The organism is Flavobacterium sp. P1_E4 (assembly GCF_056405915.1).
Genome location: NZ_JBFUBE010000013.1, coordinates 40,349 through 64,461 on the forward strand (window position 1 = coordinate 40,349; position 24,113 = coordinate 64,461).

Here is a 24,113-nt window from a genome sequence, read left to right on the forward strand (position 1 = left end):
CTTTTATAGAAACGATAGTAATAGTTTTGTAGTACTTTATATGAAAGGGAATATATGGAAAATCATAACGGTTCAAAGCATCACTATTTTTACTCAATCGGGCTTAGCTATAAAAAAGCCGATGCCGAAATAAGAGGCAAATTTAGTTTAGACACTTTAGCTAAAACTCGTTTGCTCGAACAAGCCAAAACTGAGGGAATACAAAGTTTATTTGTGACTTCGACCTGTAATAGAACTGAAATCTACGGCTATGCCGAACACCCTTTTCAATTAATAAAATTACTTTGCGAGAACAGCAACGGTACTGTTGAAGATTTTCAAAAAGTTGCATATGTTTTCAAAAACCAGGAAGCTATTTCTCATTTATTCCGAGTAGGAACAGGTTTGGATAGCCAAATTCTAGGCGATTTTGAAATCATCAGCCAGATTCGTAATGGTTTCGCCGAAGCCAAAGCATTGGGTTTAGCCAACGCTTTTATGGAACGATTGGTGAATGCAGTAATACAATCCAGTAAAAAAATCAAAAATGAAACCGAAATCAGTTCAGGAGCCACTTCGGTGTCTTTTGCATCGGTTCAATACATTATCAAGAACGTTCCAGACATTGGAAACAAGAATATTTTACTTTTTGGAACAGGGAAAATCGGAAGAAATACCTGCGAAAATTTAGTGAAACACACCAAAAACGAACACATCACTTTAATCAACAGAACCAAAGACAAAGCGGAAAAATTGGCCGGAAAATTGAATCTGATTGTTAAAGATTACTCGGAATTGCATCTTGAGTTGCAAAAAGCCGATGTGGTGGTGGTTGCTACAGGAGCCCAAAACCCTACTATCGACAAGGCTATTTTGAATTTGAAAAAACCATTGTTGATTTTGGATTTATCAATTCCAAAAAATGTCAATGAAAACGTCAAAGATCTTGAAGGAGTTACTTTAATTCATATGGATCATTTGTCGCAAATGACAGACGAGACGTTGGAAAACAGAAAAGCCCATATCCCAGCAGCAGAGGCTATTATTGAAGAAATAAAGGACGAATTTATCGCCTGGACGAAAGTAAGAAAGTTTGCTCCGACTATCAATGCCTTGAAAGAGAAGCTAAACACGATTAAAAATTCGGAATTGGATTTTCAAAGTAAAAAAATGTCCAATTTCAACGAAGAACAAGCCGAAATTATCAGCTCCAGAATCATCCAAAAGATTACTACTCATTTTGCCAATCATCTTAAAAATGAAGACACAATGGTAGATGAAAGCATCGATTGGATCGAAAAAGTTTTTCAAATAGCAGCTACAAATAAAATTTAACCATTAAGATATTAAGAAAATTAAGCTTTGTGTTTTAAAAAACTTAATGGTAAAAAAAGAAAAAAGTTCTATGACAAAAAAAGAGGTTACACAATTAGCTTATGAAATTACAGGTTTTGCTATAAAAGTGCATAAAGCATTAGGACCTGGACTTTTAGAAAGCATTTATGAGCAATGCCTTAAATATGAATTAGAACAAAATGGATACGATGTTAAACAACAATTAGTTGTTAAAATAGATTATTATGACCTTGAATTAGAATCTGATCTAAGAATTGATTTACTTGTGAATGATTGTGTAGTAGTTGAGTTAAAAGCGATAGAAAACCTTTTGCCAATTCATGAAGCACAATTACTTACGTATATGAAATTATTCCAAAGACCTCAAGGTTTATTAATTAATTTTAACACTTTAAACATAACAAAATCAATGAAACCACTTGTAAATGATTATTTTGCAAGATTAATAGATTAAACATAAACATTGCCGTAAAGAAATTGAACCATTAAGAGATTAAGAAAATTAAGTTAAACGTTTTAAAACTTAATTAACTTACATTCAACACAAAGCTTAATGTTCCTTAATATCTTAATGGTAAAAAAACTAAAAATGGCAGAAAAAACAATACATATTGGAACCCGTGATAGCGAACTCGCGTTATGGCAAGCCCACACGGTAGAAAAAAAACTAAACGATTTAGGCTATAAAACCGAAATCATTGCCGTAAAATCACAAGGAGATATTATTCTTGACAAACCCCTTTACGAACTAGGAATCACCGGAATTTTTACCAAAACACTTGATATTGCCATGATAAATGGTCAAATCGATATTGCGGTGCATTCTATGAAAGACGTTCCAACAACTTTGCCAATTGGCATTGTTCAAGGGGCGGTTCTCGAAAGAGCCAATACTTTGGACATTTTGGTTCACAAAGGAAATCTTGATTTTTTAGACGAAAAAGGAACTATTGCCACAGGAAGTTTGCGTCGCCAAGCCCAATGGTGGAATAAATATCCGAATCACAATGTAGTCGATTTACGCGGAAACGTGAATACCCGTATGCAAAAACTACAGGAAAATGATTGGAACGGAGCCGTTTTTGCCGCTGCAGGATTGGAGCGCATTAACCTGAAACCCGAAAATTATATCAATCTTGATTGGATGATTCCAGCGCCTGCGCAAGGGGCAATGGTTGTAGTGGCTATGGTCAACGACGATTTTTGCCGTGATGCAGTTGCGCAACTCAACGATATTGAAACCGAAGTGTGTACCCATATCGAAAGACAATTTCTAAAAACTCTCGAAGGCGGTTGCACGGCACCAATTGGCGCTTTGGCAAAATACAACGAAATCGAAGATACTATCCATTTCAATGGAGTGCTATTTTCTATTGACGGAAAACAAAAAATCGAAGTCAAAAAAATAGTTCCCATCGAAGAATGGAAAAAACTGGGTTATAACTCAGCTCAAGAAATCTTCGAGAACGGTGGAACTGAATTGATGGCAACGATAAAAGAAAGCTTGAAAAAATAAGGAGCGAAAGATTTGGCATTTTTGGAAAGATGGGTTCCCGCTCTCATTCCAATCCTTACTCGTCGAAAAGACGAGACGGGATTTTCCCTTCGATCGGGGCTAAAAGAGAAAGAATAGGCTTTTTCAGAATGATTCAAAGACAAAAAATGAGTAAAACAGTTATATTATCTACCAAAACGCTGTCGGATAATCAGCGACGGGAACTTCTAAGTGCTGGATTTGAAGTATTCGAAGAGGATTTCATTTCGACTAAGAAGCAAGAATTCGAACTCAATGCCATCAACGACAATTTGATTTTTACCAGTCAAAATGCGGCACAAAGTGTTTTAGAAAATTCAGATGTTGACAATTTGAAAACCAAAAATGTTTTTTGCGTTGGACTAAAAACGAAAATTCTATTATCTGAAGCTGGGTTCAATGTGGTTGCCTACACTGGTTATGCCGCCGACTTAGCCGAGATTATTGCTTTGATTTATAGCCAAGAAAGCTATACTTTCTTTAGTGGAAATCTTCGTAAAGAAACACTGCCAAAAGCGTTGAAAGATGCAGGGATAAAATTCAATGAGATTCAGGTTTATGAAACACTATTGACTCCGATAAAGATTAAGGAGAAAATAGATGCAATTTTGTTTTTCAGTCCTTCCGGCGTGGAAAGTTATTTGAAAGATAATGTTATAAAGAAAGAAAACTGTTTCTGCATTGGCGAAACTACCGCAAGCGCATTAGAAAAAATAACAAAAAACATCATCGTTGCAGATCAGCCTAGTGTTGAAGACGTAATTGAGGATGTAATAGCAGAATATAAATAAGCAAGTGTATATTCCTGCAAGGTTTTTTTCGAACCTTGTAGCTATGATTTGGCAAAGTAAAATTAAATAATGTATACCTACAAGGTTCGAAAAAAACCTTGCAGGATAAAACAAACAAAATGATAAAGAACGACCTATTTTTAAAAGCTTTAAAAGGAGAAACAGTACAACGCCCACCAGTTTGGATGATGCGTCAAGCCGGAAGATATTTACCGGAATTTAGAGCTTTGCGTGACAAATACGATTTTTTCACCCGTTGCGAAACTCCAGAATTGGCAGCTGAAATCACAGTTCAGCCTATTCGCCGGATTGCTCCAGATGCAGCGATTTTATTTTCAGATATTTTGGTAGTGCCAAGAGCAATGGGAATTCACGTGGAATTGAAAGACAATTTGGGGCCAATTATTCCAAATCCAATTCGTACGATGGAACAAGTAAATCAGGTTTATGTTCCAGATGTTAATGAAACTTTAGGTTATGTTTTTGATGCCATAAAATTAACCAAAGAAATGCTGAATGATGAGGTGCCATTGATTGGTTTCGCAGGTTCGCCTTGGACAATTTTCTGTTACGCTGTTGAAGGAAAAGGTTCTAAAAGTTTTGATACTGCCAAAGGATTTTGTTTTTCAAACCCTGTAGCAGCACACACTTTATTGCAAAAAATCACCGATACAACCATTTTATACCTAAAAGAAAAAGTAAAATCGGGGGTAAACGCTGTTCAAATTTTTGATTCTTGGGGAGGAATGCTTTCACCAGTAGATTACCAGGAATTCTCTTGGAATTACATTAATCAAATCATTGAGGCATTGGCTGAGGTTACTCCAGTTATTGTTTTCGGAAAAGGATGTTGGTTTGCTTTAGGTGAAATGGGGAAAAGTAAAGCTTCGGCTCTTGGAGTAGATTGGACTTGTTCAGCTAGAAATGCCCGTTATTTGTCAGGTGGCAACGTTACTTTACAAGGAAATTTTGACCCTTCAAGATTACTTTCACCAATTCCGACCATCAAGAAAATGGTTCACGAAATGATCGACGAATTTGGAAAAGACAAATACATTGTGAACTTAGGCCACGGAATTTTACCAAATATCCCTGTAGATCACGCCAAAGCATTTATTGATGCGGTGAAAGAGTACGGGAATTAATTCTCAGTTTCCACTGAATCTCCTGCAAGGTTTTTTCAAACCTTGTAGGTATGTTAGATAACGTCGTCCTAAAAGAAATACCTACAAGGTTTGAAAAAAACCTTGCAGGATTGTAATAATAAAGGCTATGATATGAAATTAGAAGTTTTAGAAAAAGATGGTTATTATTATATTTATAACAGAGGTATAAATGGGTGTTTAATTTTCCAAAATGACGAAAACAAAAGCTTCTTTTTAAAACAACTTTCGAAATATTTAGTTGATAAAATCTCAATATTTGGATATTGTTTAATGGATAATCATTTTCATTTGGTTGTTCAATTAAATGAAGAAGAAAAAGTAGTAACGCAGGCATTTTCTAATTTTTTTAATTCCTATGTAAAAGCTTTTAATAAAGATATTGATAGGACTGGAAGTCTTTTTGAAAAACATTTCAAGAGAATAAAGCTCAATGATGAAGAGTATTTGAAACAATTGATACTGTATGTCCATTTGAATCCAAAGCATCATTTAGATTTAAAATTTGACAATTATAAGTATTCATCTTATCAAGCTTTTGTTTCAAATAAGGACACAAAAATTGAGAGAGAAGAGGTCTTAAGATTATTTGGAGGTCTTGAAAATTTTATTTTTTGTCATAATTAAAGAAATGATTTTCTAACTGAAAAATTTACATTTGAGTAAAGCGGGGGAGGGTTTCTCCTGCAAGGTTTTTTTCCAAACCTTGTAGGTATGTTTGAGAATGTCGCCCAAAAGTAATACCTACAAGGTTTGGAAAAAAACCTTGCAGTATGATCAAAATATATAGACTATGCTAAACAAAGGCTTAAGAGACCAGGAAAGTATTCGGATTGACAACGTGCTCAAAAAGCTGATGTCATTGGTTTATGTGCCTAAGTTTTGGAATTTAGAAGATCTTCTTTTCTTAGAAAATGAATTAAAAGACTTGGCAATGAATGTCGAAAGTCTCAATAACTTTGAGGAAGAAGAATTGATTGTTCATTTGCAACACCTTAATTTAGATTGGAATCAGTTGGAGTTATTTGCTGATTTTTTGGTTGCTTTTTCCAAAGAAGTTCAGTTTGATTTTTCACAAAAAGCCATTGCCATTTACAAATATATTCAAGAGGAAAGCAAGACATTTTCGTTCGATATTTTTAACAAAATAACTGCCGCGAAGGCCAATTTATAATGGAAATGATAATCATTGAAAACGTTTGTATTGATAAATTGAAACCGACGGATGCCAATCAGCTGCATCAGTTTATTATTGAGAATACGGAACGATTAAGTAAATTTTTCCCACTTACACTTTCTAGTAATAAGACATTTGAAAAATCAGTAGAATATATTGAAAGTAAAGAGAGAGAAATTCAACAGAAAGTAAATTTCACTTTTGCAATTAGGGAAATCGATACTCAAAAAATCATTGGATTAATTATCATTAAAAAAATTGATTGGACAAATAGAATTGGTGAATTTGCCTATTGTATTGGAAATGATTTTGAAGGGAAAGGTATGATTTCTAAAGCAGTTAAAGCTCTTTCAAGTTTTGCTTGCGATGAATTAGAATTAAAAACTCTCCAAATTATTGCTCACAAAACTAATTTTGGAAGCATTAAAGTGGCTGAAAATAATGGTTTTATTTGGAAAAGAACATTAATCGATGAGTTCACGCCAACGAATGAACTTCCATTAGATATGGAATTATATGAATTAACAAAATGAAAGATAAATTTTTCTCTTATATACAAAGCCTTCAAGACACAATCGTTGCAGGATTAGAAGCCGTTGACGATCAAGCTAAATTCCGTGAAGACTTGTGGGAACGTCCGGAAGGTGGCGGCGGAAGAACCCGTGTAATCGAAAACGGAGCTGTTTTCGAAAAAGGTGGTGTCAATATTTCGGCAGTGCACGGAAAATTGCCAGATTCAATGCAAAAACTATTCAACGTGGGTGAAGCTGATTTTTTTGCCTGCGGATTGAGTTTGGTTTTGCATCCAAAAAACCCAATGGTACCAACAGTTCACGCGAATTGGCGCTATTTTGAAATGTATGATGACAACGGAAACGTGATTCAGCAATGGTTTGGCGGTGGACAGGATTTAACCCCTTATTATTTGTTTGAGGAAGATGCTATTCATTTTCATCAAACCTGTAAAACGGCCTGCGACAAACACAATCCTGAGTTTTACCCAAAATATAAAAAGCAATGTGATGCCTATTTTTGGAATGCACATCGCAACGAAGCCCGTGGAATTGGAGGTTTGTTCTTTGATTATTGTAAGGCAAATGATGAAATGTCAATGGAAAATTGGTTTAACTTTGTTACAGAAGTTGGAAATAGCTTCCTAGAAGCCTACGTTCCTATAGTTGAAAGAAGAAAAAACCTTCCATATACTTCCGAAAACAGAACGTGGCAAGAAATAAGAAGAGGACGTTATGTCGAATTCAACTTGGTGCACGATAAAGGCACTTTATTTGGATTAAAAACGAACGGAAGGATAGAAAGTATCCTGATGAGCTTACCGCCGAATGTGCAATGGGTTTACGATCATCATCCGGAAGCGGGAAGCGACGAAGAGAAATTATTACAAGTATTAGAAAATCCAAAAGAATGGTTGTAAAAACGTTTTGTTTGACACTGATTGGTGGTATTCTTGGCAGTTTTGCCCAAGAAAAAACAGCTTCCAATCCGTATTTCAAAACGTATGATGACAAAGTGATAGCCAGTTTGTATTTTTTGGACGTTTCCAATAATTTTCAGATTGTTAGTCCCAATTCAGATGGGACAAAAAGAATTTTTGACTTGATTCCGAATCGCAGAGAACAAATCGGGGCAAGTGTTTCATTTAAAATAGCCGATTTTTCATTTGGATTTTCACCACAGTTTTTTGATGTCAATAAAGACAATGAAGGTTCAAAACTGTTTAATTTCAGTACACGGTTTATTCATAAAAAATGGATGCAAACGCTTAGTTTTATCAATCAAACAGGATTTTATGCCAGCGAAGGAGGGACAACAGTCCCTTTACCAGATTTAAGATCCACCAAAATTGGAGGAGTTACATCGTATGTTTTCAATCCCAATTTTTCTTTTAAGGCAATAGCGAATCAAAAAGAATGGCAAACCAAAAGTTCAGGTAGTTTTATTCCAAGCTTTTCATTCTTTTATACTAATCTTGATTTGAATGATGGTAGCCAAGATCCAGAAAGTGATCTTTTTGAAATGACAATATCTCCGTCTTATTATTATAATTTTGTAATTAATAATCGAGTTTTACTGTCGACAGGATTGGGCATAGGAGGTGGAATTAGCGATATGGATGGCAATATTTCGGGTATTTACAATTTTAGCGGGAGTTTAAAGTTGGGTTACAATACCGATAAGTTTTTTTCATTTGTTAACTTAAATTTCATTGCATTTGCGCAAGACAGTAACACCAGAGTGCAATTGAATGATAATGTTTCGAGTTTAAATATTGCTGTAGGGTACCGCTTTGATCCTCCCAAAAAAGTAAAAGATGCATTTGAAAATATTCATCAGAAAACAGGACTTTAATAAATAAATCATATAATCTGCAATCATAAATTTGCAATCTAAAATCTAAAATCATTATGTTTCCATTACACAGAAACCGCCGTTTAAGAGTTAACGAATCCATTCGTTCTTTAGTTCGTGAAACCACTTTGAGCCCAACCGATTTTATGTTTCCTATGTTCATAGCCGAAGGTGAAAACGTAAATGTTGAGATACCATCTATGCCTGGAATCTTCCGTCGTTCGATTGATTTAACTGTTGCTGAGGTTAAAGAAATTTATGCTTTAGGAATTCGTGCGGTCAATATTTACGTAAAAGTAAGCGAGGATTTAAAAGACAATACGGGAAAAGAAGCCTGGAATCCCAACGGATTGATGCAACAAGCCATTCGTGCGATCAAATCGGCTTGTCCCGAGATGATTGTAATGCCGGATGTGGCTTTGGATCCGTATTCGATTTATGGTCACGATGGAATCATTGCCAATGGCGATGTCGAAAACGACTCTACCGTTGCCGCTTTGGTAAAAATGGCTGTCTCTCACGCACAAGCTGGAGCCGATTTTGTAGCACCATCCGATATGATGGACGGACGCGTTTTGCGTTTGCGCGAAGGATTGGACGCCGCAGGATTTCACCACGTGGGGATTATGAGTTATTCGGCTAAGTATGCATCTGCGTTTTACGGGCCTTTCCGTGATGCATTGGACAGTGCGCCCAGAGAAGCGGATATTGCCGTTCCAAAAGACAAAAAAACGTACCAAATGGACTATGCCAATCGCATCGAAGCCATCAAAGAAGCCTTGTCTGATGTTGAAGAAGGCGCCGATATGGTGATGGTAAAACCCGGAATTGCCTATTTGGATATCGTTCGTGAAGTTAAAAACGCAGTGAATGTTCCCGTAACGGTTTTTCACGTTTCGGGTGAATATGCGATGATCAAAGCAGCGGCCGAAAGAGGTTGGTTGGATAATGATAAAATCATGATGGAGCAATTAATGTGTATCAAAAGAGCGGGAGCAAGTTTGATTTCGACCTATTTTGCCAAAGAAGCAGCTATACTTTTAAATAAATAAAATATGAAAAAGCTATTAATTATTGTTACGCTCTTAGTTTTGGTTAGCTGTAAAAAAGAAAGCCAGGAACCCTTCGGAAAACCGGAAGTAACTTCAGATTCAGCAACAGTAAAATCACCGGAAGTCCTAGGAAAAGAAATTTTTGAGACTAAGGGGAATTGTGTTGCCTGTCATTTACCGGACAAAAAACTCATCGGTCCTAGTTTACACGAAATTGCCAAAATCTACAAAGAGAAAAATGCAAGTATCGTAACATTTTTAAAAGGCGACGGAGAACCTCTTGTAGATCCAAGCCAGTTTGAAGTGATGAAAACCAACTTTGCTATAACCGAAGAAATGTCAGACGAAGAATTACAAGCATTGGAAGTTTATATCTATTCTACATTAAAATAATTTTTAGGAGCTAATCCCGCTATCCGCTGCAATCTTTTACTTTTTAAAGAAAAAAGTAAAAGGATTTCCACTTCTATCGGGGCTAAAAAAAAGAACCATTTGTATCAAACGAATGGTTTTTTTATTTTTCATCATTTCTAAATTCTTTGCGAACTTTGCAATAACTTTGTGTTCAAATCTATTCAAAATTATGGAAACAGTCTACATCAAAACACCTTTGGGAATCGCAACAATTATAGGCGATGAAAATGGCGTATCGGAAATTTCAGTTTCCGATGAGGGAACTGTTTCGGTAGAAATTCCGGCTGCTTTGCAGGAAGTTGTTTCTCAACTCAATGATTATTTTGAAGGAAAACGAACCGATTTTGATTTCAAACTCAATCCACAAGGAACCGAATTTCAGAAAAAAGTGTGGAAAGCATTGTTAGAGATTCCGTACGGAAAAACCAGAACGTATCTTGAACAGTCAAAAGTTTTAGGTGATGCCAAAGCCATTCGTGCTGTCGCTTCCGCCAATGGGAAAAACCCACTTTGGATTGTTGTTCCTTGTCACAGAGTCATTGGTACCGATGGTTCACTTACTGGTTATGCTGGTGGTTTGTGGCGAAAAAAGTGGCTGTTGGAACACGAAAACCCTACAACCCAACAAAGTTTGTTCTAAAGCATTTGTAGAATAAATTTCTTATATTCGTTTTAGATAACTTGTAAAATGATTGAAAAAATAAACCTCAACAATATCCTTTTCCTTGACATTGAAACAGTTCCTGAAGTTGCTGATTACAATACTTTGGACGATGAAATGAAAGGACTTTGGGAACTCAAAACGCAATATCAACGTAAAGACGAATTTTCGGGAGAGGAGTTCTATGACCGCGCCGGAATTTGGGCCGAGTTCGGGAAAATTGTCTGTATTTCGGTGGGGTATTTTGTTGTTAAAGGAGATATTCGGAACTTTAGGGTGACTTCCTTTTTTGGTGAAGAATCAAAACTTTTGAAAGATTTCAATAATCTACTGAATAATCATTTCAACGGACCACAGCATGTTTTATGTGGGCATAATGCAAAAGAATTTGACATTCCTTTCCTTGCCCGCCGAATGATTATCAATCAAATTCCAATTCCCAACAAACTCAATTTATTTGGTAAAAAGCCATGGGAAATTGCGCATTTGGATACTTTGGAGTTATGGAAATTTGGTGATTACAAACATTTCACTTCTTTGAAATTAATGTGCAAAGTGCTTGGAATTCCATCTCCAAAAGGCGATATTGACGGTAGTCAGGTGGGACACGTTTTTTATGTAGACAAAGACATTGACCGAATTGTCACCTATTGTGAAAAAGACACTATCGCCGTAGCGCAAATTTTTCTTCGATTGAGACGCGAAGATTTGTTGATTGAGGAAGAGATTATTCATGTTTAGTTTCAAATGATTGCAATAGAATAAAAAAGCCAGCTTCTTGAAAGCTGGGTATTACTTCCCGATTATTTCCCTGAATGCTTCTAATTGTATTTCCATCTTTTGGATCAGGGCATCTTTCTCTGCTAGTTCTTCCTTGAGCGCTTTTTCGCGGATGGTTTCAAAACGATAGGGTAGGTATTCACCCAATTGGGCAACAAAATTATGTTTTAGCGCCAGGCTCAATTTCCACAAAACGGCAAACTGAAGTGTATCCTGTTTGCAATACGTGAGCAATCCATTGGGGCGTATGCCCAAAGCTCTAGCCACCCCGGCTTTTGTGAGTCCCTGCTGCGCGATATGGTAATTGATAAAATTCCCCACTATAGGGTATTGCTCACCTCTATCTGCGCTGTGTTTTCTATTGTTACTTTTCATTGTTTTTCTATTTATTGTAGGATAATAAATTCAAATATAGTTTTATATTGTCAAAAACAACGTATTAGTACTACAAATACGTAGCGGAACTACTATTAAGTGATAGTCTGACTACTGTAAATCAGTATCTTTGCTATTGAAAATGGGTAGGTTAGCTACTATAAAGCGGTAGTAATACTACTTAAAAACAGTAGTACTACCCCTGAAAAGCAGTGGAATTAGTATTGAAAAACAGTACTATTACTACTACTAAGCAGTACTAGTACTACGTAAAAGCAGTAGCATGACTCTGTAAAAACAGTAGCATTATTATGTAAAAGCAGCAGTTATTCGCCCATTTATAAGCATTTTGACGTTTTCTAATGCAGCTATAGCCCAAGGTTTCAACCTTGGTAATTTGGCGATGGTCTCGTATTGATTGTCTCCAACGGTTGAAACCGTTGGTTATGGTATTGCGTTGCTGAGTAAAAACAAGGTTTGAATCTTTGGTAATTAAACGGTTTTCTCTTCTATATTTATAAAAGTATCAGCAACTGTCTGTTGCTGATTAGACTGTTATAAATCAGTACTCAGGCCAGCTTTCACCTACGATTTCTTCTAATGTTCTGAAGGCGATTATAATTTTCGTTCTTGTGAATCGTCTTAAAAGAGCAAAATTTACTCTTTTAGCCCAGATAGTAGTGGAAATCCTATTGTGCCGGATGGCGGGACAACTGTTGATGAAATAACAACTATTTCTGCTCCAAAATCATTAAACGAATGCCCTTGCGAAAACCTTTGTGTACTTTGCGGTTAAATATTTACATTTACAAAAATTATAAATTATGGTATTAAGTAGATTCTGGTTAGTCATTTTTATTTCATCGATTATCTTTATTGTTGTCAGTTTGTTTTCTGCCAATACGTACACCATTGATTATGTATTGAATGGAAAAAAAGACGATCCAGTTTTAATTTCTGAAAAATATATCGAACAAGTTCCTGCTTTTATCAAAGACAGTATCAAGAAAGCAACGGATCAAACCATGATTATCAATCGTGATACGCTAAATGCCGATACGACTTATGTTTATAAAAATAAAACTGTAAAAATCTACAGCGGTGTTCAAAAATCGGATGGTTTATTGCCAACGTGCAAAAGCACTTTGCTTGATTTGATTTTGCCGCTTATGGCTTATTTAGCATTTTTCTGCGGATTGATGGAGCTTTTAATCATTTCTGGAGCATCCGGAAAATTGGCTAAATTGTTGAGCCCGGTATTTGTAAAGGTGTTCCCGAGTATACCAAAAGATCATCCGTCGATTTCCTATATGACTTTAAACTTTGCTGCCAATTTCTTGGGATTGGATTCTGCTGCAACGCCATTTGGATTAAAAGCTATGGAAAGTTTACAAGAAATAAACCCCGAAAAAGACAAGGCGAGTGATGCTCAGATTATGTTTATGTGCCTCCATGCCTCAGGACTAACATTAATTGCAACTTCAATTATTGGTTATCGCGCTGCCGCTAATGCAACAAATCCTGCTGATGTTATGCTGCCTTGTATTATAACTTCTTTTATTGGTACAATTGCTGCTTTTTTAATTGTTGGAATCAGACAGAAAATTAATTTCAAGAGCGCATCTCTAGTTATTGCTTTAATGTCATTAATTGCTGCCATTGTTGGGTTATTGATGTATGTAAACCATTTGGATTTAATTGGAAAAAACTATTTCACTTCTAATCTTTCTGCATTGATATTAGTGGCGATTATTGCTTTTACTTTGATATTTTCATTTATTAAAGAGAAGAAATTTACAGAGGCTAAAACCACTGTTTTCGAAGCTTTTGTATCTGGAGCAAATAATGGAGTTAAAACAGGAGTTACCATTTTTCCTTATGTTTTGGGGATGTTAGTAGCGATTTCATTATTCAGAAACAGCGGATTGTTTGAAATTATTAGCAATTGGATTGCTTTTGCTTTTTCCAATATGGGAGTAAACAAAGAAATTACAGATGCTTTGCCGGTAGCCCTGCTTAGACCTTTTAGTTCTGCTGGATCAAGAGGATTTTTGATTGATTCAATGAATACTTTTGGTGCCGATTCCATGACAGGAAGATTGAGCAGTATTTTTCAATGTAGTGCCGAAAGTACTTTTTATGTGATTGCGGTTTACTTTGGTTCGGTAAATATCAAAAATACCCGTTACGCTCTTGGGACAATGCTTTTGGTTGATGTGATTTGTGTGATTACGGCCATTTTTGTGGCGAGTTGGTTTTTTTAAGAACGGACATTTTATATGCAACGGTTAATAGGTAAGTTGATTTTTTTGTGGGTTGGAAATATTTTTATGTGGATTTACTACGGAGGTAAAAAATCAATTGACGAAGTTGCTAAAGAGGATAATCAAATTGTCGGAATAATTGCAACGATAATTTTAGTGTCAATTTTTTATTCTTTATTCAAATAAATAAAAATGATATTCTAACTTTTTTGTGATTCTGGAATCTGGGTTAAAGTCAAAACCATCAAGAAGAAATGAAAACATTATAATTATATTTTTGGAGTTTTAATTTATTTTTCATTCTTTTGAATTCAACTCATTAAATAAATTAAAAAATGTCAAAATACACAAAATACATCGCCATAGGTCTGCTTCTTCTATTCTTAATTACAAGTTTATTAAAGTAAATCTATTCTTGCATTTAGAGTTTAGGTTTTAATCCAAGACAGTAATATAAAAGCCTCACATTTCTGTGAGGCTTTTTGCTTGTCTAAAAAGAAAAATTATTTCTTAATCAATATTTTAGTCATTGTTTTTTGACCATCATTCACTTCGACAAAATAGGTGCCGGTGCCTAATTTACTGATATTGATGTTGTTTTCGGACAATTTTCCTGCATCAACTTGCTGCCCCAAGTAATTAATAATTCTGTAAGAAGTTTTTCTGCTGTCTCCCATTTTTAGGTTTATGGAATTGGTAGCAGGGTTTGGATAAATTGAACAATCAAATATATTATTTTCATCACCCAATTCACTTGTGGAAGTATTAGCTACCAATCCTGCGATTGCGGCACCACCAATATTCACGGTATAATCTTCTACTTCACCATAAGAGAACGTTTCACAGGCCGTTGAAGCAGCATTGTATTTCATAGAAACTCTCATTCTTGTTGTTCCTGCCAAAGCGGTTGTTGGAACTGTAAAAGTATAGGATAGATTGGTGCTAAGTGAGGATGATCCTGCTACCATTTGTTCAGAAGTTTCAAAAGTTCCATTTTTATTGAAATCAATCCATACTCTCCAATATTCTGTGTAAGCCGAACCCGAAAAACCAGCACTTAATACTATTGTATTTGAACCATATGGAAGATTGGCAGTTAAGTTTGTGAAATCTCCATAACCTGCATTTGCTCCTGTTGTATTTGCAAGACCGCCAATAGAAACATAGTCTATAAATTCATCAGCTGCACTGTTTCCTTTAGAAGTACAATAAGTAAGAGCTGTTCCTGTTGTTGTTACATTTGCGACATTACTAGATGTAGAAATATTTGCTGCAGCATCTTTTGCTACTACATAAAAAGTATATGCTGTACTTGCCGTTAGACCAGTAACGGCATATGTAGTTCCTGTAACGGTAGCTTTTAAATTTGTTCCTTGGTATACGTCATATCCCGTTACACCTACATTATCTGTAGCCGCTGTCCAAGATAGATTTGTTGTTGTTGCAGTAGTTCCAGAAGCAGCAAGGTTTGTAGGTGCTGTTGGCGCCTGAGTATCTGTTGTACCTGCAATAAGGGTAACGGTGTAATCTTCAACCTCTCCATATGAAATTGCTTCACAGGAAGTTGGTATACCATTATATTTCATTGATACTCTCATTCTAGTTGTGTTTGCAGTTGCAGAAGTTGGAACTGTAAAAGAACCAGTCACTGGTGTTGTAGTAGAGGCGGCTTTACTCCATACTAATTCTCCTGCGTCTGCAAAATCTTTATCATCGTTCAAATCAATCCAAACTGCATAACCTTCAGCATACGCAGTTCCAGTCCATGTTGGTGTAATTGTGATGGTTGAAGCACTTCCTTTTGTTAAATTGGTCGAGATAGAAGTAAAATCACTATACCCAGTTCCTCCTGTAGATGTATTACTGATAGTGCCTAATTGTACTTTACTGATGTATTCATCTGTAACACTATTCCCTTTTGAGGCGCAGTAAGTTGCAGTAGCTGCTCCTGTTGTTATTGAAGCTGCATTACTGTCTGGAGATAAATTTCCGGCTGCATCTTTGGCTTTTACTGTAAAAGTATAGGCAGTGCTAGCTGTTAATCCAGTAACTGTATAAGTTAATCCTGTAACAGTAGTTACTAAAGTAGTCCCATTATAAACATTATATCCAGTAACGGCAACATTATCGGTTGCGGCTGTCCAAGACAAATTTGTTGTAGTTGAAGTAGTTCCAGCTGCTGCTAAATTTGTAGGAGTTGTAGGAGCTGTTGTGTCGGATGAACCGGAATATGCTGCTCCAACTCCCACTGCATAAAAAGCATTTGTTGTAGCGATAACCTCTGCAGATCCTGCTCCATAAAGATCAGTTGCTGCCTGTATTCCATAAGTGCGGGCGTTGGCATAAGTAGAGTTTGCTGACAAATAGACACTTTCCAAGCGATAGGCTATTTTTGCTGCTTTGTCTATTGTTATTCCAGTTACATTATAGGTACTGCCAATATCATTAGTGCCAGATTTACCAACAGATAAAATATAAAACCAATGATTTAGAACTCCAGAATTTCTATGTACACCACATTGATCGTTTGAACTTGATGGAGTGCAATTTATATTGTACCAATTAGTCCCTCCATAGGTATCTGGTTGTCCCTCAGTTTTTGGATTACTCATGGAACGTAAAGATAAATGTCCTGATCTTCTTTCTATATCTTCACCTATAAGCCAAGTTGATTTTGTAGGTGCAGCTCGATATTCAATACATGCCCCCCAAATATCGGAGAAGGCTTCGTTCATAGCCCCTGATTCTTTTTGATAAGCTAGATTTGCAGTATAGGTACAAACTGCGTGTCCTATTTCATGCCCGGCAACATCCATTGCAGTCAAAATATCAAATCCTCCTGTTCCGCTTCCGTCGCCGTAGGTCATTACGGTTCCGTTCCAAAAAGCATTGTTGTTGTCAGGGTAACCAGCAGCGATTAGATTATAATGTACATAACTTTTGATTTTTGCGCCAGCATTGTCATAACTATTCCTTCCATGCACGGCTGACCAATAATCGTAAGTCATTTCGGCTCCCCAATGAGCATCTAACGCCCCATTGTCTTTATTGGTATTATTATATTCAGTAGCAGTCCAGTTATTATCAGCATCTGAAAAATTTGTTGTTGGATATGTGGCAGTTCTGGCTGAATTATAGGTTTGAATACCATTTCCTCGGGTTGCATCCGATAATATATATGACGAACCACTTAATGTAGTTTGTATAGTTTGTGTTCCGCTATAACGAGTTGCGGCATTTGCTGCAACTAAAGCCAAGTTTGAATTATTACTTGTTTCCACATTTTTTGCTGTAGACATTCCAGATTTTCCATGACTGAATTCGCCCAGATGCTTAATTGTTGCATTATAAAACAAAGTTTGTCCTGTAGTTGCATCTATATAAATATCACCACGACTTATTGGATTTGTGGCATAAATGTCAAATTTGTAAGCTAAACGAACATTATCTTTTGTTCTTTTTTGGCCTTGATCTTCCATAGAGGGTAATAAAACGAGTTCTCCTTTTGGTTTTGAATAGTTCATTGCAGCTGCATCAGCTTGGTTTTCCCATAAATAGGTTTTAGCACCTATTTGGAGTAATGCTTTTTCAAAAGCTGCTTCTGGAGATAAAGAAGGTTTTGTGCTTACATTTTTTATTGTATAATACTCACCACTCATGGAAGCTAATTTTTCATTTTTTGAATGGAGGCTGTAAGTGGCAAATTCTACTTTAATTCCTTGATGGTATAATTGAAATTTTTCATGTGTAAATCCATCTCTGTCGGATTCTGTCTTGATTTTTGAAAACGATTGGTTTTCATCTAAATTCAATTGTTCTTTAAGAGCTTTTTGATCATCGGATCTTTTGTACTCCGATTTTTCGTTAAAACTGATTAAACTGGGAGATCCATTTTCTGATAAATTTTTCTGACTGATGCCTTTGTCTGTTTTTTGCGCAAACGCTGACAAAGAGAACATTGATGTAACAAATGTTAATGCAATGATTTTTTGTAATTTTCTTTTCATTTTGGTTAGTTTGGTTTATTATTAAATTGTTATTTTTATAACAAATGCAAATGTATTTGTTATGAAATAATTACAAATACGTATAAATACCTGATTATCTAGTGCTATTTTTTATAGTAGACTGTAAATTAGGATTTAGTTTTCTAAGGAAGAATGGATAGATACTTATACTAATTACAGAGAAAAGGGAGTTAAAACAGGACAAAAATTCAAATTTTGCTTTGTGAAGTCATTTGTACAATTTAAAAAGCGCTGTTTGTACTGAATTATTTAAATTTTGGAATAATTTAATTACGAAGGTGACATAAATCAGTTATGATTCCTTGAACAATTCTTATATTTGGCGTTCTTAAAAAAAATCAAATTATGGACTTTATATACCAGGATCCTTATCCAATTTTAAAAGACGATACTCAATACCGCAAAATCACTTCTGATTTTGTAAAAGTGGAACAATTAGGAGAACGAGAAATTCTTACTGTTGATCCAAAAGGGTTAGAATTGTTAGCGCAGGAAGCATTGAAAGATGTTTCTTTTATGTTGCGAACTTCACATTTGGAAAAACTAAGAGCTATTCTCGATGATCCAGAAGCGACGGATAACGACCGATTTGTGGCTTATAATTTATTGCAGAATGCAGTTGTAGCTATCGATGGGGAATTGCCTTCTTGTCAGGATACCGGAACAGCGATTGTAATGGCCAAAAAAGGCGAAAATGTATATACAGGTGTTGATGACGCCGAATGGCTCTCAAAAGGGATTTTTAACACGTATCAGGAGAGAAACCTTCGTTATTCCCAAATTGTGCCAATAAGTATGTTTGAGGAGAAAAATTCGGGTTCGAATCTTCCGGCACAGATTGATATTTATGCTAAAAAAGGAGCTTCTTATGATTTCTTATTTTTGGCAAAAGGTGGAGGTTCTGCCAACAAAACGTATTTATACCAACAAACGAAATCTTTGTTGAATGAAAAATCTTTGGATGCTTTCATTCGCGCAAAAATAATGGACTTGGGAACTTCGGCTTGTCCGCCGTATCACTTAGCTTTAGTGATTGGAGGAACTTCTGCGGAAGCAAACTTAGCAGCGGTTAAAAAAGCATCTGCAGGATATTTTGACCATTTGCCAACAACTGGAAATATGGCCGGTCAGGCTTTCCGTGATTTGGAATGGGAGAAAAGAGTGCAGTTAATTTGCCAGGAAAGCCATATTGGAGCGCAATTTGGAGGTAAGTATTTCACTCACGATGTTCGTGTGATTCGCTTGCCACGCCACGCGGCTTCTTGTCCAGTTGGATTGGGAGTTTCTTGTTCGGCTGACAGAAATATCAAAGGGAAAATTACCAAAGACGGTGTTTTTGTAGAACAATTGGAAGTAAATCCAAAACGTTTATTGCCTGAAACGCCACCACATTTGGAAGAAGCAGTTGATATTGATTTGAATCAACCAATGGCTGATATTCTTAAAAAATTGTCGCAATACCCAATCAAAACGCGTTTGAAATTAAACGGAACCTTGATTGTGGCTCGTGATATTGCACACGCCAAAATTAAAGAATTATTGGATGCTGGTAAGCCAATGCCAGAATACTTTAAAAACCACCCAATCTATTATGCAGGTCCTGCAAAAACTCCAGAAGGAATGGCTTCAGGAAGTTTTGGACCAACTACTGCCGGTAGAATGGACGTTTATGTAGAAGAGTTCCAAAAGAATGGTGGAAGTATGGTGATGCTTGCAAAAGGTAACAGAACCAAAGACGTGATGAATGCTTGTAAAGCCTATGGAGGATTCTATTTGGGTTCAATCGGTGGTCCAGCGGCCATCTTAGCCAAAGAAAACATTCTTTCTGTTGAGGTTGTCGATTTTGAGGAACTGGGAATGGAAGCCGTTCGTAAAATCACTATTAAGGATTTCCCTGCTTTTATTATCACTGATGATAAAGGAAATGATTTCTTTGAGAATCTTTAGAAAGAAAAGAATTTATATAGAAAAAGACCGTCAGTTGTGGCGGTCTTTTTTGTTTTAAAAATAATCATGATAGGTGTTTTTTTGGTAATAACATATTGATAAATGAGGCTGTATGGGAAACATTAAGGTTTCCAATCCATTGATGAGTTCACAATTTTTTGAAACCAAATAATTACTTTCAATAATGTCTATCAATGTTAAAACTGGAGAGTAAAAAGTGATGCCTATTTTATGCTTTGATATGTCGGTGATGTCAGTATTGATAATATCTAACTGATAATTCACAAACGGAAAATAATTATTCCCAAGCACATCGGTAACCCTATGGAAATTTCCTTTTAACTGCTCCACATAGCCATTTGCGGCAATCCCAACCAAGTAATGTAATTGAATTGCTTTTTCATTTTCGGTCAATAATTCTCTAAAGGTGTTTTTTGGATTTTCTTTAGAATTAAATTGCTGGTTTTGCATTAAATATTCTTTGAACGTGTCTTCCCAAACATATTTATCCCACATAAAGGTCGAAGTGTTGTCAATCACAATTCGGTATGCTAATCGTATTTTGGCTTTATGCATAGGGTTTTATAAATTTTCTATTGGAACTTCAAACAGTAATAAAATAGCATTTTCTGAGAGCGCTTCCCATTCAATGGTCGTTATTTTTTTTAAACTCAAACCATCCTTTTCCTGTAATAATCTATTTTCTACTTCAAATGCTCCATTGATTACAAAAACAAATACACCGTTTAAATGATTTTTCATCGCATAAAAACCTTCTTTTCTTCCATCATAAATACCAATAAAGCCAAGAGTATTTGAAAACTCAAAAAGTGGATTCATTTTGTTTCTTTTAGAAAACCCAAAATGAAACCGATTGGAAGCGGCTTTAAAATTGCAGTTTTTTGCGGCAAACCAAATTTCCAAATAGCTTATATTCTCTAACTCATAGGGGTTGGAAAGTTCAATAGACATTCCTTTTTGAGCTGAAATGTGTTTTATTTGTTCGATTCTAATGAAATCCGAATTGCCCAAACTATCTTTATATTCCATTCCGCCAAAGAGAGGCAAAAAAACCACTTCGGTATCGGCATCAATGAACGTAAATGTTTTTTGTAATGGTGCCAATATTCCTTCGTTTAATACTTTTAAAGTGCCAAACGGTTTTCTGGACCAATCTTGGTATTCTCCAAAATTGAAAGTCGATAAGTTTTGAAAAGAATCTGATTCGGAAACAGCTCTTAAATCGGACCTATAAATTTGAGCTGGTGTTTGCTTAATCATTTTTAGAAACTATCGAATTAACAATTATTTAGCCGGCAACATTTATTGTATGCGTCAAAACAAAACCATCTGCAACACTTCCTGTAACCGTTGACATTTCATTCGCAGTAGAATCCGAAAACACATTGTCTGAGGAATTATAGGTATATCCAGAAAGCCCTTTGGTATAACCATTGGCGCTTGATGCGTTTACTAAGGCCACAGCACTATTTGAGCCTTCTGGGAACGCAATTTGGGTTACCAGCAACGATATCCCTGAAGCGTTGTAAATATGAACGTGTATATGTGTCGCTCTACCGCTATACCATCCTGGAAAAATGGACGTGAAATGAACCAATCCATTGGCATCTGTGGTTTGTCTTCCTCTCAAGAAATGTACTGATGTGAAATCGGCACTTTGCATAGATGTTCCGCCGTATTCAGAGTAATAACCATCTTTGTCACAATGCCAAATATCCACAATTGCACCTGCAAGTGCTGCACAGCTTGCGTTAGTATTTTTTATATTGATGTTTATGGTAAATCCAACACCAGTTCTGTCACTTACAATGTTTGAAGTAACCAATGATCCAGGTGTTTTTGTTGGAAATGGCCCCGCGGTTTCTGATGCGGTGACAGAACATGTTCCATTAGATGATGTTCCTCCTGTATCGGTTGCTTGAGTTGTATCGGATGATGAAGAAGCATTGTCATCATCACTGCTGCAAGCCTTAATTACAGGAATGGTCAACGCTCCTAATCCAACGAAACCTAATCCTCTTAAAAAATCTTTTCTTTCCATACTAAATACAATTTTAGGGTTACAATTGTAAAAGTATTTAAACTCATAAATGCATTAAAATTTATGAGGTAATGCATAGATTTTAAGAGGTAGATAGGTTAAAAATGTCCTTTTATAACGAAATGAGATAGGTTATTGTTTATTTAGTAAGGCAAAAAAGGTAGTTTCATAACTCGCACTCACTGGAATTTCCTCGCCGTTTATGTAGATTACTTTGTTTCTGACTTTTTCTATTTTGGACAGAGAAACAATGAATGAACGATGAACCCTTATGAATTCAGTCTCTGGCAGTTTTTGCAACAAGGCTTTCATGGTCATTCTGGCTACAATTGTTTTTTGGTTCTGGATATGAATTTTAAGATAATCATCAAGTCCTTCGATGAATAGAATGTCAGAGAGAAGGATTTTTATTAGACTATAATCGGCTCGAATAAAAAGGTATTGTTGTTCTGGATTTTGGTTTTGTTGTTTCCACTGTGCATATGCTTTTTCTACGGCTTGCTCAAAGCGAAGAAATGAAAAAGGCTTCAAAAGATAATCTGTAGCACTCAATGTAAATCCTTCTACCGCATATTCAGAATAGGCAGTCGTAAATATCACCATGGTTTTGTGTGGTAATTTTTTGTAGAAATCAATACCAGAAATAGCAGGCATGTTGATATCCAAAAACAACAAATCAACAGGATATTTTTTCAAATATTTGAGCGCATCCTCGGATTTAGTAAATGTTTTTTGCAAATCAATTGTGTCTATTTTATCACAAAAACTTTGTAAAACATCCAGTGCAGGTGGTTCATCATCCAGTGCAATTGCTTTTATCATCCCACTTTTAGAGTTAAGGTTATCAGATAGGTTTTGGGATTATCATCAATAGACAAAACATGATTGTTGGGATACAAGAGAGTGAGTCTTTCTATGGTGTTTTGTAAACCAATGCCACTGTCAGATTGAATGGATTGCACCTTATTGTTGGATACAAATAAAGTCAAATAATCTCCAACAATGGTAATTCGAATACAAATCTCGGAATTCTCATTTGGATTAACACCGTGTTTAAAGGCATTTTCAATAAATGATATTAAAATAAGCGGAGTAATGGCTTTCCCGAATGTAGTGCCCTCCATTGTGTAATCGACAGTTACTGTGTTTCCTAAGCGGGTTTTTTGGAGCTGTATGTAATTGTTGATGTAATTGATTTCTTTGTCCAAAGCAATGACATCATCGTTGGCATTAGTCATGATATACCGCATCAATTCAGATAATTGTATCACTGCGTCGGCGGTTTTGTCATCTTTTTTTATGGCCAATGAATAAATGCTGTTTAAGGTATTAAACAAAAAATGCGGATTGATTTGTGCTTTCAAAAAAGACAATTCTGATTTCATTTTGTCTTCTTCCACTTTTTGAAGACGAATTTTTATGGCAATGAATAAACTTGAAATAACACCGATTAAATAGACCAAAATCGTATGATTATACTGTGTTGGGGGTCCTCCAAAATGGGTTAGGCCATTTAATCCTGGGCGTGGCATTTTATACGGCATCGGACCATTTGGATGTTTGAAATCTCCAGGTTTTGGTGGGTGTATTTCTCCTAAAGGAAATGGTTTTGACGATCTGAAATCAAGAAAATTTCTATCTGGAGTATCAAAAACAGTTGAAATCCAAAGAAAAAATAATAGAAACAACACTAGGATTACAACATAGCGAATCTGTTTTTCTTTGAAATAAATCTTCGGAATTAAAATATAATAATTGAAGTAGAAGAATAATAGCAGTAAAAAATAAATGAAAAAGTATATCCTATCATGCGGGTTACTGGCTAAATTAGGTAAACTAAAAATACTGCCAGTAGAAGAAAACGCATACGGTAAAAATAGAAATATAAAGCACAGGCAAATGTGCATTACATAAAAGGAAATATTTTTTTTCATATGTCGATTTTTATTGTTTTTTATCGGTCATATGTAATTAGCATATATTCATTGGTTTTTGCGACAAATTTTAGGTTTGCTCATTTCATAATGTGATCAATTCCTCAAAAGTATGATTCTTAAGGCTCTCATTCAAATTATTGCGGTGAAAATGGTAATTATTGCGGTAGTTTTGGGTACTATTTGGTTCAAATAATCTCTAATTCTAGAATTATGATAATAAAAAAGC

The 24,113-nt window shown here is 35.6% G+C and carries 23 protein-coding genes; 16 read left to right on the plus strand and 7 right to left on the minus strand.

All coding sequences use genetic code 11. The features are described 5' to 3' along the window. The first annotated feature begins 54 nt into the window (after window positions 1–54). The 14 genes from hemA to AC1DY0_RS12855 all read left to right on the plus strand — a co-directional run bounded on the left by hemA (window position 55) and on the right by AC1DY0_RS12855 (window position 11,235). Complete coding sequence (hemA, locus tag AC1DY0_RS12790; RefSeq protein WP_477188982.1) at window positions 55–1,314, plus strand: glutamyl-tRNA reductase; 1,260 nt, start codon at window positions 55–57, stop codon at window positions 1,312–1,314. Window positions 1,315–1,384: 70 nt separating this feature from the next. Then, entirely contained in the window at window positions 1,385–1,789 is a 405-nt protein-coding gene (locus AC1DY0_RS12795) for a GxxExxY protein (protein WP_477189043.1), read from the plus strand. 135 nt (window positions 1,790–1,924) lie between these two features. After that, the gene (hemC, locus tag AC1DY0_RS12800) at window positions 1,925–2,851 is read left to right on the plus strand and encodes a hydroxymethylbilane synthase (protein WP_477188983.1); all 927 of its coding nucleotides are present in this window, start codon (window positions 1,925–1,927) and stop codon (window positions 2,849–2,851) included. A gap of 146 nt (window positions 2,852–2,997) precedes the next feature. Then, on the plus strand, window positions 2,998–3,660 hold the full coding sequence (locus AC1DY0_RS12805; RefSeq protein ID WP_477188984.1) for a uroporphyrinogen-III synthase: 663 nt from the start codon (window positions 2,998–3,000) through the stop codon (window positions 3,658–3,660). Between the two features lie 119 nt (window positions 3,661–3,779). Then, on the plus strand, window positions 3,780–4,805 hold the full coding sequence (gene hemE / locus AC1DY0_RS12810) for a uroporphyrinogen decarboxylase (protein WP_477188985.1): 1,026 nt from the start codon (window positions 3,780–3,782) through the stop codon (window positions 4,803–4,805). 132 nt (window positions 4,806–4,937) lie between these two features. Then, window positions 4,938–5,450: a transposase gene (locus AC1DY0_RS12815; RefSeq protein ID WP_477188986.1), complete on the plus strand. Its 513-nt coding sequence runs from the start codon at window positions 4,938–4,940 to the stop codon at window positions 5,448–5,450. A gap of 166 nt (window positions 5,451–5,616) precedes the next feature. Then, window positions 5,617–5,997, plus strand: coding sequence for a hypothetical protein (locus tag AC1DY0_RS12820; protein WP_477188987.1), 381 nt, complete (start codon window positions 5,617–5,619; stop codon window positions 5,995–5,997). 5 nt (window positions 5,998–6,002) lie between these two features. Beyond that, window positions 6,003–6,533: a GNAT family N-acetyltransferase gene (locus tag AC1DY0_RS12825; protein ID WP_477188988.1), complete on the plus strand. Its 531-nt coding sequence runs from the start codon at window positions 6,003–6,005 to the stop codon at window positions 6,531–6,533. Next, window positions 6,530–7,432 (plus strand): oxygen-dependent coproporphyrinogen oxidase, encoded by a 903-nt coding sequence (gene hemF / locus AC1DY0_RS12830; protein WP_477188989.1) that lies wholly within the window; start codon window positions 6,530–6,532, stop codon window positions 7,430–7,432. Before AC1DY0_RS12825 ends, hemF begins: the two co-directional genes overlap by 4 nt. Further along, the gene (locus AC1DY0_RS12835) at window positions 7,423–8,367 is read left to right on the plus strand and encodes a DUF4421 family protein (RefSeq protein ID WP_477188990.1); all 945 of its coding nucleotides are present in this window, start codon (window positions 7,423–7,425) and stop codon (window positions 8,365–8,367) included. The genes hemF and AC1DY0_RS12835 overlap by 10 nt, the downstream gene beginning before the upstream one ends. Window positions 8,368–8,423: 56 nt before the next feature. After that, the gene (gene hemB / locus AC1DY0_RS12840; RefSeq protein WP_477188991.1) at window positions 8,424–9,419 is read left to right on the plus strand and encodes a porphobilinogen synthase; all 996 of its coding nucleotides are present in this window, start codon (window positions 8,424–8,426) and stop codon (window positions 9,417–9,419) included. A gap of 3 nt (window positions 9,420–9,422) precedes the next feature. After that, on the plus strand, window positions 9,423–9,812 hold the full coding sequence (locus AC1DY0_RS12845) for a c-type cytochrome (RefSeq protein ID WP_477188992.1): 390 nt from the start codon (window positions 9,423–9,425) through the stop codon (window positions 9,810–9,812). A gap of 190 nt (window positions 9,813–10,002) precedes the next feature. Further along, window positions 10,003–10,473: a methylated-DNA--[protein]-cysteine S-methyltransferase gene (locus tag AC1DY0_RS12850; RefSeq protein WP_477188993.1), complete on the plus strand. Its 471-nt coding sequence runs from the start codon at window positions 10,003–10,005 to the stop codon at window positions 10,471–10,473. A gap of 48 nt (window positions 10,474–10,521) precedes the next feature. After that, window positions 10,522–11,235 (plus strand): 3'-5' exonuclease, encoded by a 714-nt coding sequence (locus tag AC1DY0_RS12855; protein WP_477188994.1) that lies wholly within the window; start codon window positions 10,522–10,524, stop codon window positions 11,233–11,235. A gap of 51 nt (window positions 11,236–11,286) precedes the next feature. Here the strand turns inward: AC1DY0_RS12855 and AC1DY0_RS12860 are convergent, their stop codons facing one another. Continuing rightward, window positions 11,287–11,649 carry a hypothetical protein gene (locus tag AC1DY0_RS12860; RefSeq protein WP_477188995.1) on the minus strand — a complete coding sequence of 121 codons (363 nt, stop codon included), beginning with the start codon at window positions 11,647–11,649 and terminating at the stop codon, window positions 11,287–11,289. Window positions 11,650–12,473: 824 nt separating this feature from the next. Here AC1DY0_RS12860 and AC1DY0_RS12865 point away from each other — a divergent pair. Further along, window positions 12,474–13,913, plus strand: coding sequence for a nucleoside recognition domain-containing protein (locus AC1DY0_RS12865; protein WP_477188996.1), 1,440 nt, complete (start codon window positions 12,474–12,476; stop codon window positions 13,911–13,913). A gap of 503 nt (window positions 13,914–14,416) precedes the next feature. Here the strand turns inward: AC1DY0_RS12865 and AC1DY0_RS12870 are convergent. Next, on the minus strand, window positions 14,417–17,920 hold the full coding sequence (locus AC1DY0_RS12870; protein WP_477188997.1) for a M4 family metallopeptidase: 3,504 nt from the start codon (window positions 17,918–17,920) through the stop codon (window positions 14,417–14,419). 366 nt (window positions 17,921–18,286) lie between these two features. On the opposite strand from AC1DY0_RS12870, the gene AC1DY0_RS12875 reads away from it, so the two are divergent. Beyond that, a complete protein-coding gene (locus AC1DY0_RS12875) occupies window positions 18,287–19,888 on the plus strand; it encodes a fumarate hydratase (protein ID WP_477188998.1) in 1,602 nt (533 codons plus the stop codon). A gap of 54 nt (window positions 19,889–19,942) precedes the next feature. Here the strand turns inward: AC1DY0_RS12875 and AC1DY0_RS12880 are convergent, their stop codons facing one another. The 5 genes from AC1DY0_RS12880 to AC1DY0_RS12900 all read right to left on the minus strand — a co-directional run bounded on the left by AC1DY0_RS12880 (window position 19,943) and on the right by AC1DY0_RS12900 (window position 23,884). Continuing rightward, window positions 19,943–20,464, minus strand: coding sequence for a hypothetical protein (locus AC1DY0_RS12880; protein ID WP_477188999.1), 522 nt, complete (start codon window positions 20,462–20,464; stop codon window positions 19,943–19,945). A 6-nt stretch (window positions 20,465–20,470) separates the two neighbouring features. Then, window positions 20,471–21,169: a pirin family protein gene (locus AC1DY0_RS12885; RefSeq protein ID WP_477189000.1), complete on the minus strand. Its 699-nt coding sequence runs from the start codon at window positions 21,167–21,169 to the stop codon at window positions 20,471–20,473. A 28-nt stretch (window positions 21,170–21,197) separates the two neighbouring features. Then, entirely contained in the window at window positions 21,198–21,950 is a 753-nt protein-coding gene (locus AC1DY0_RS12890; protein WP_477189001.1) for a dioxygenase family protein, read from the minus strand. Window positions 21,951–22,082: 132 nt separating this feature from the next. Next, window positions 22,083–22,772 (minus strand): LytR/AlgR family response regulator transcription factor, encoded by a 690-nt coding sequence (locus AC1DY0_RS12895; RefSeq protein WP_477189002.1) that lies wholly within the window; start codon window positions 22,770–22,772, stop codon window positions 22,083–22,085. Continuing rightward, window positions 22,769–23,884, minus strand: coding sequence for a sensor histidine kinase (locus tag AC1DY0_RS12900; protein ID WP_477189003.1), 1,116 nt, complete (start codon window positions 23,882–23,884; stop codon window positions 22,769–22,771). Before AC1DY0_RS12900 ends, AC1DY0_RS12895 begins: the two co-directional genes overlap by 4 nt. Window positions 23,885–24,113 lie beyond the last annotated feature (229 nt).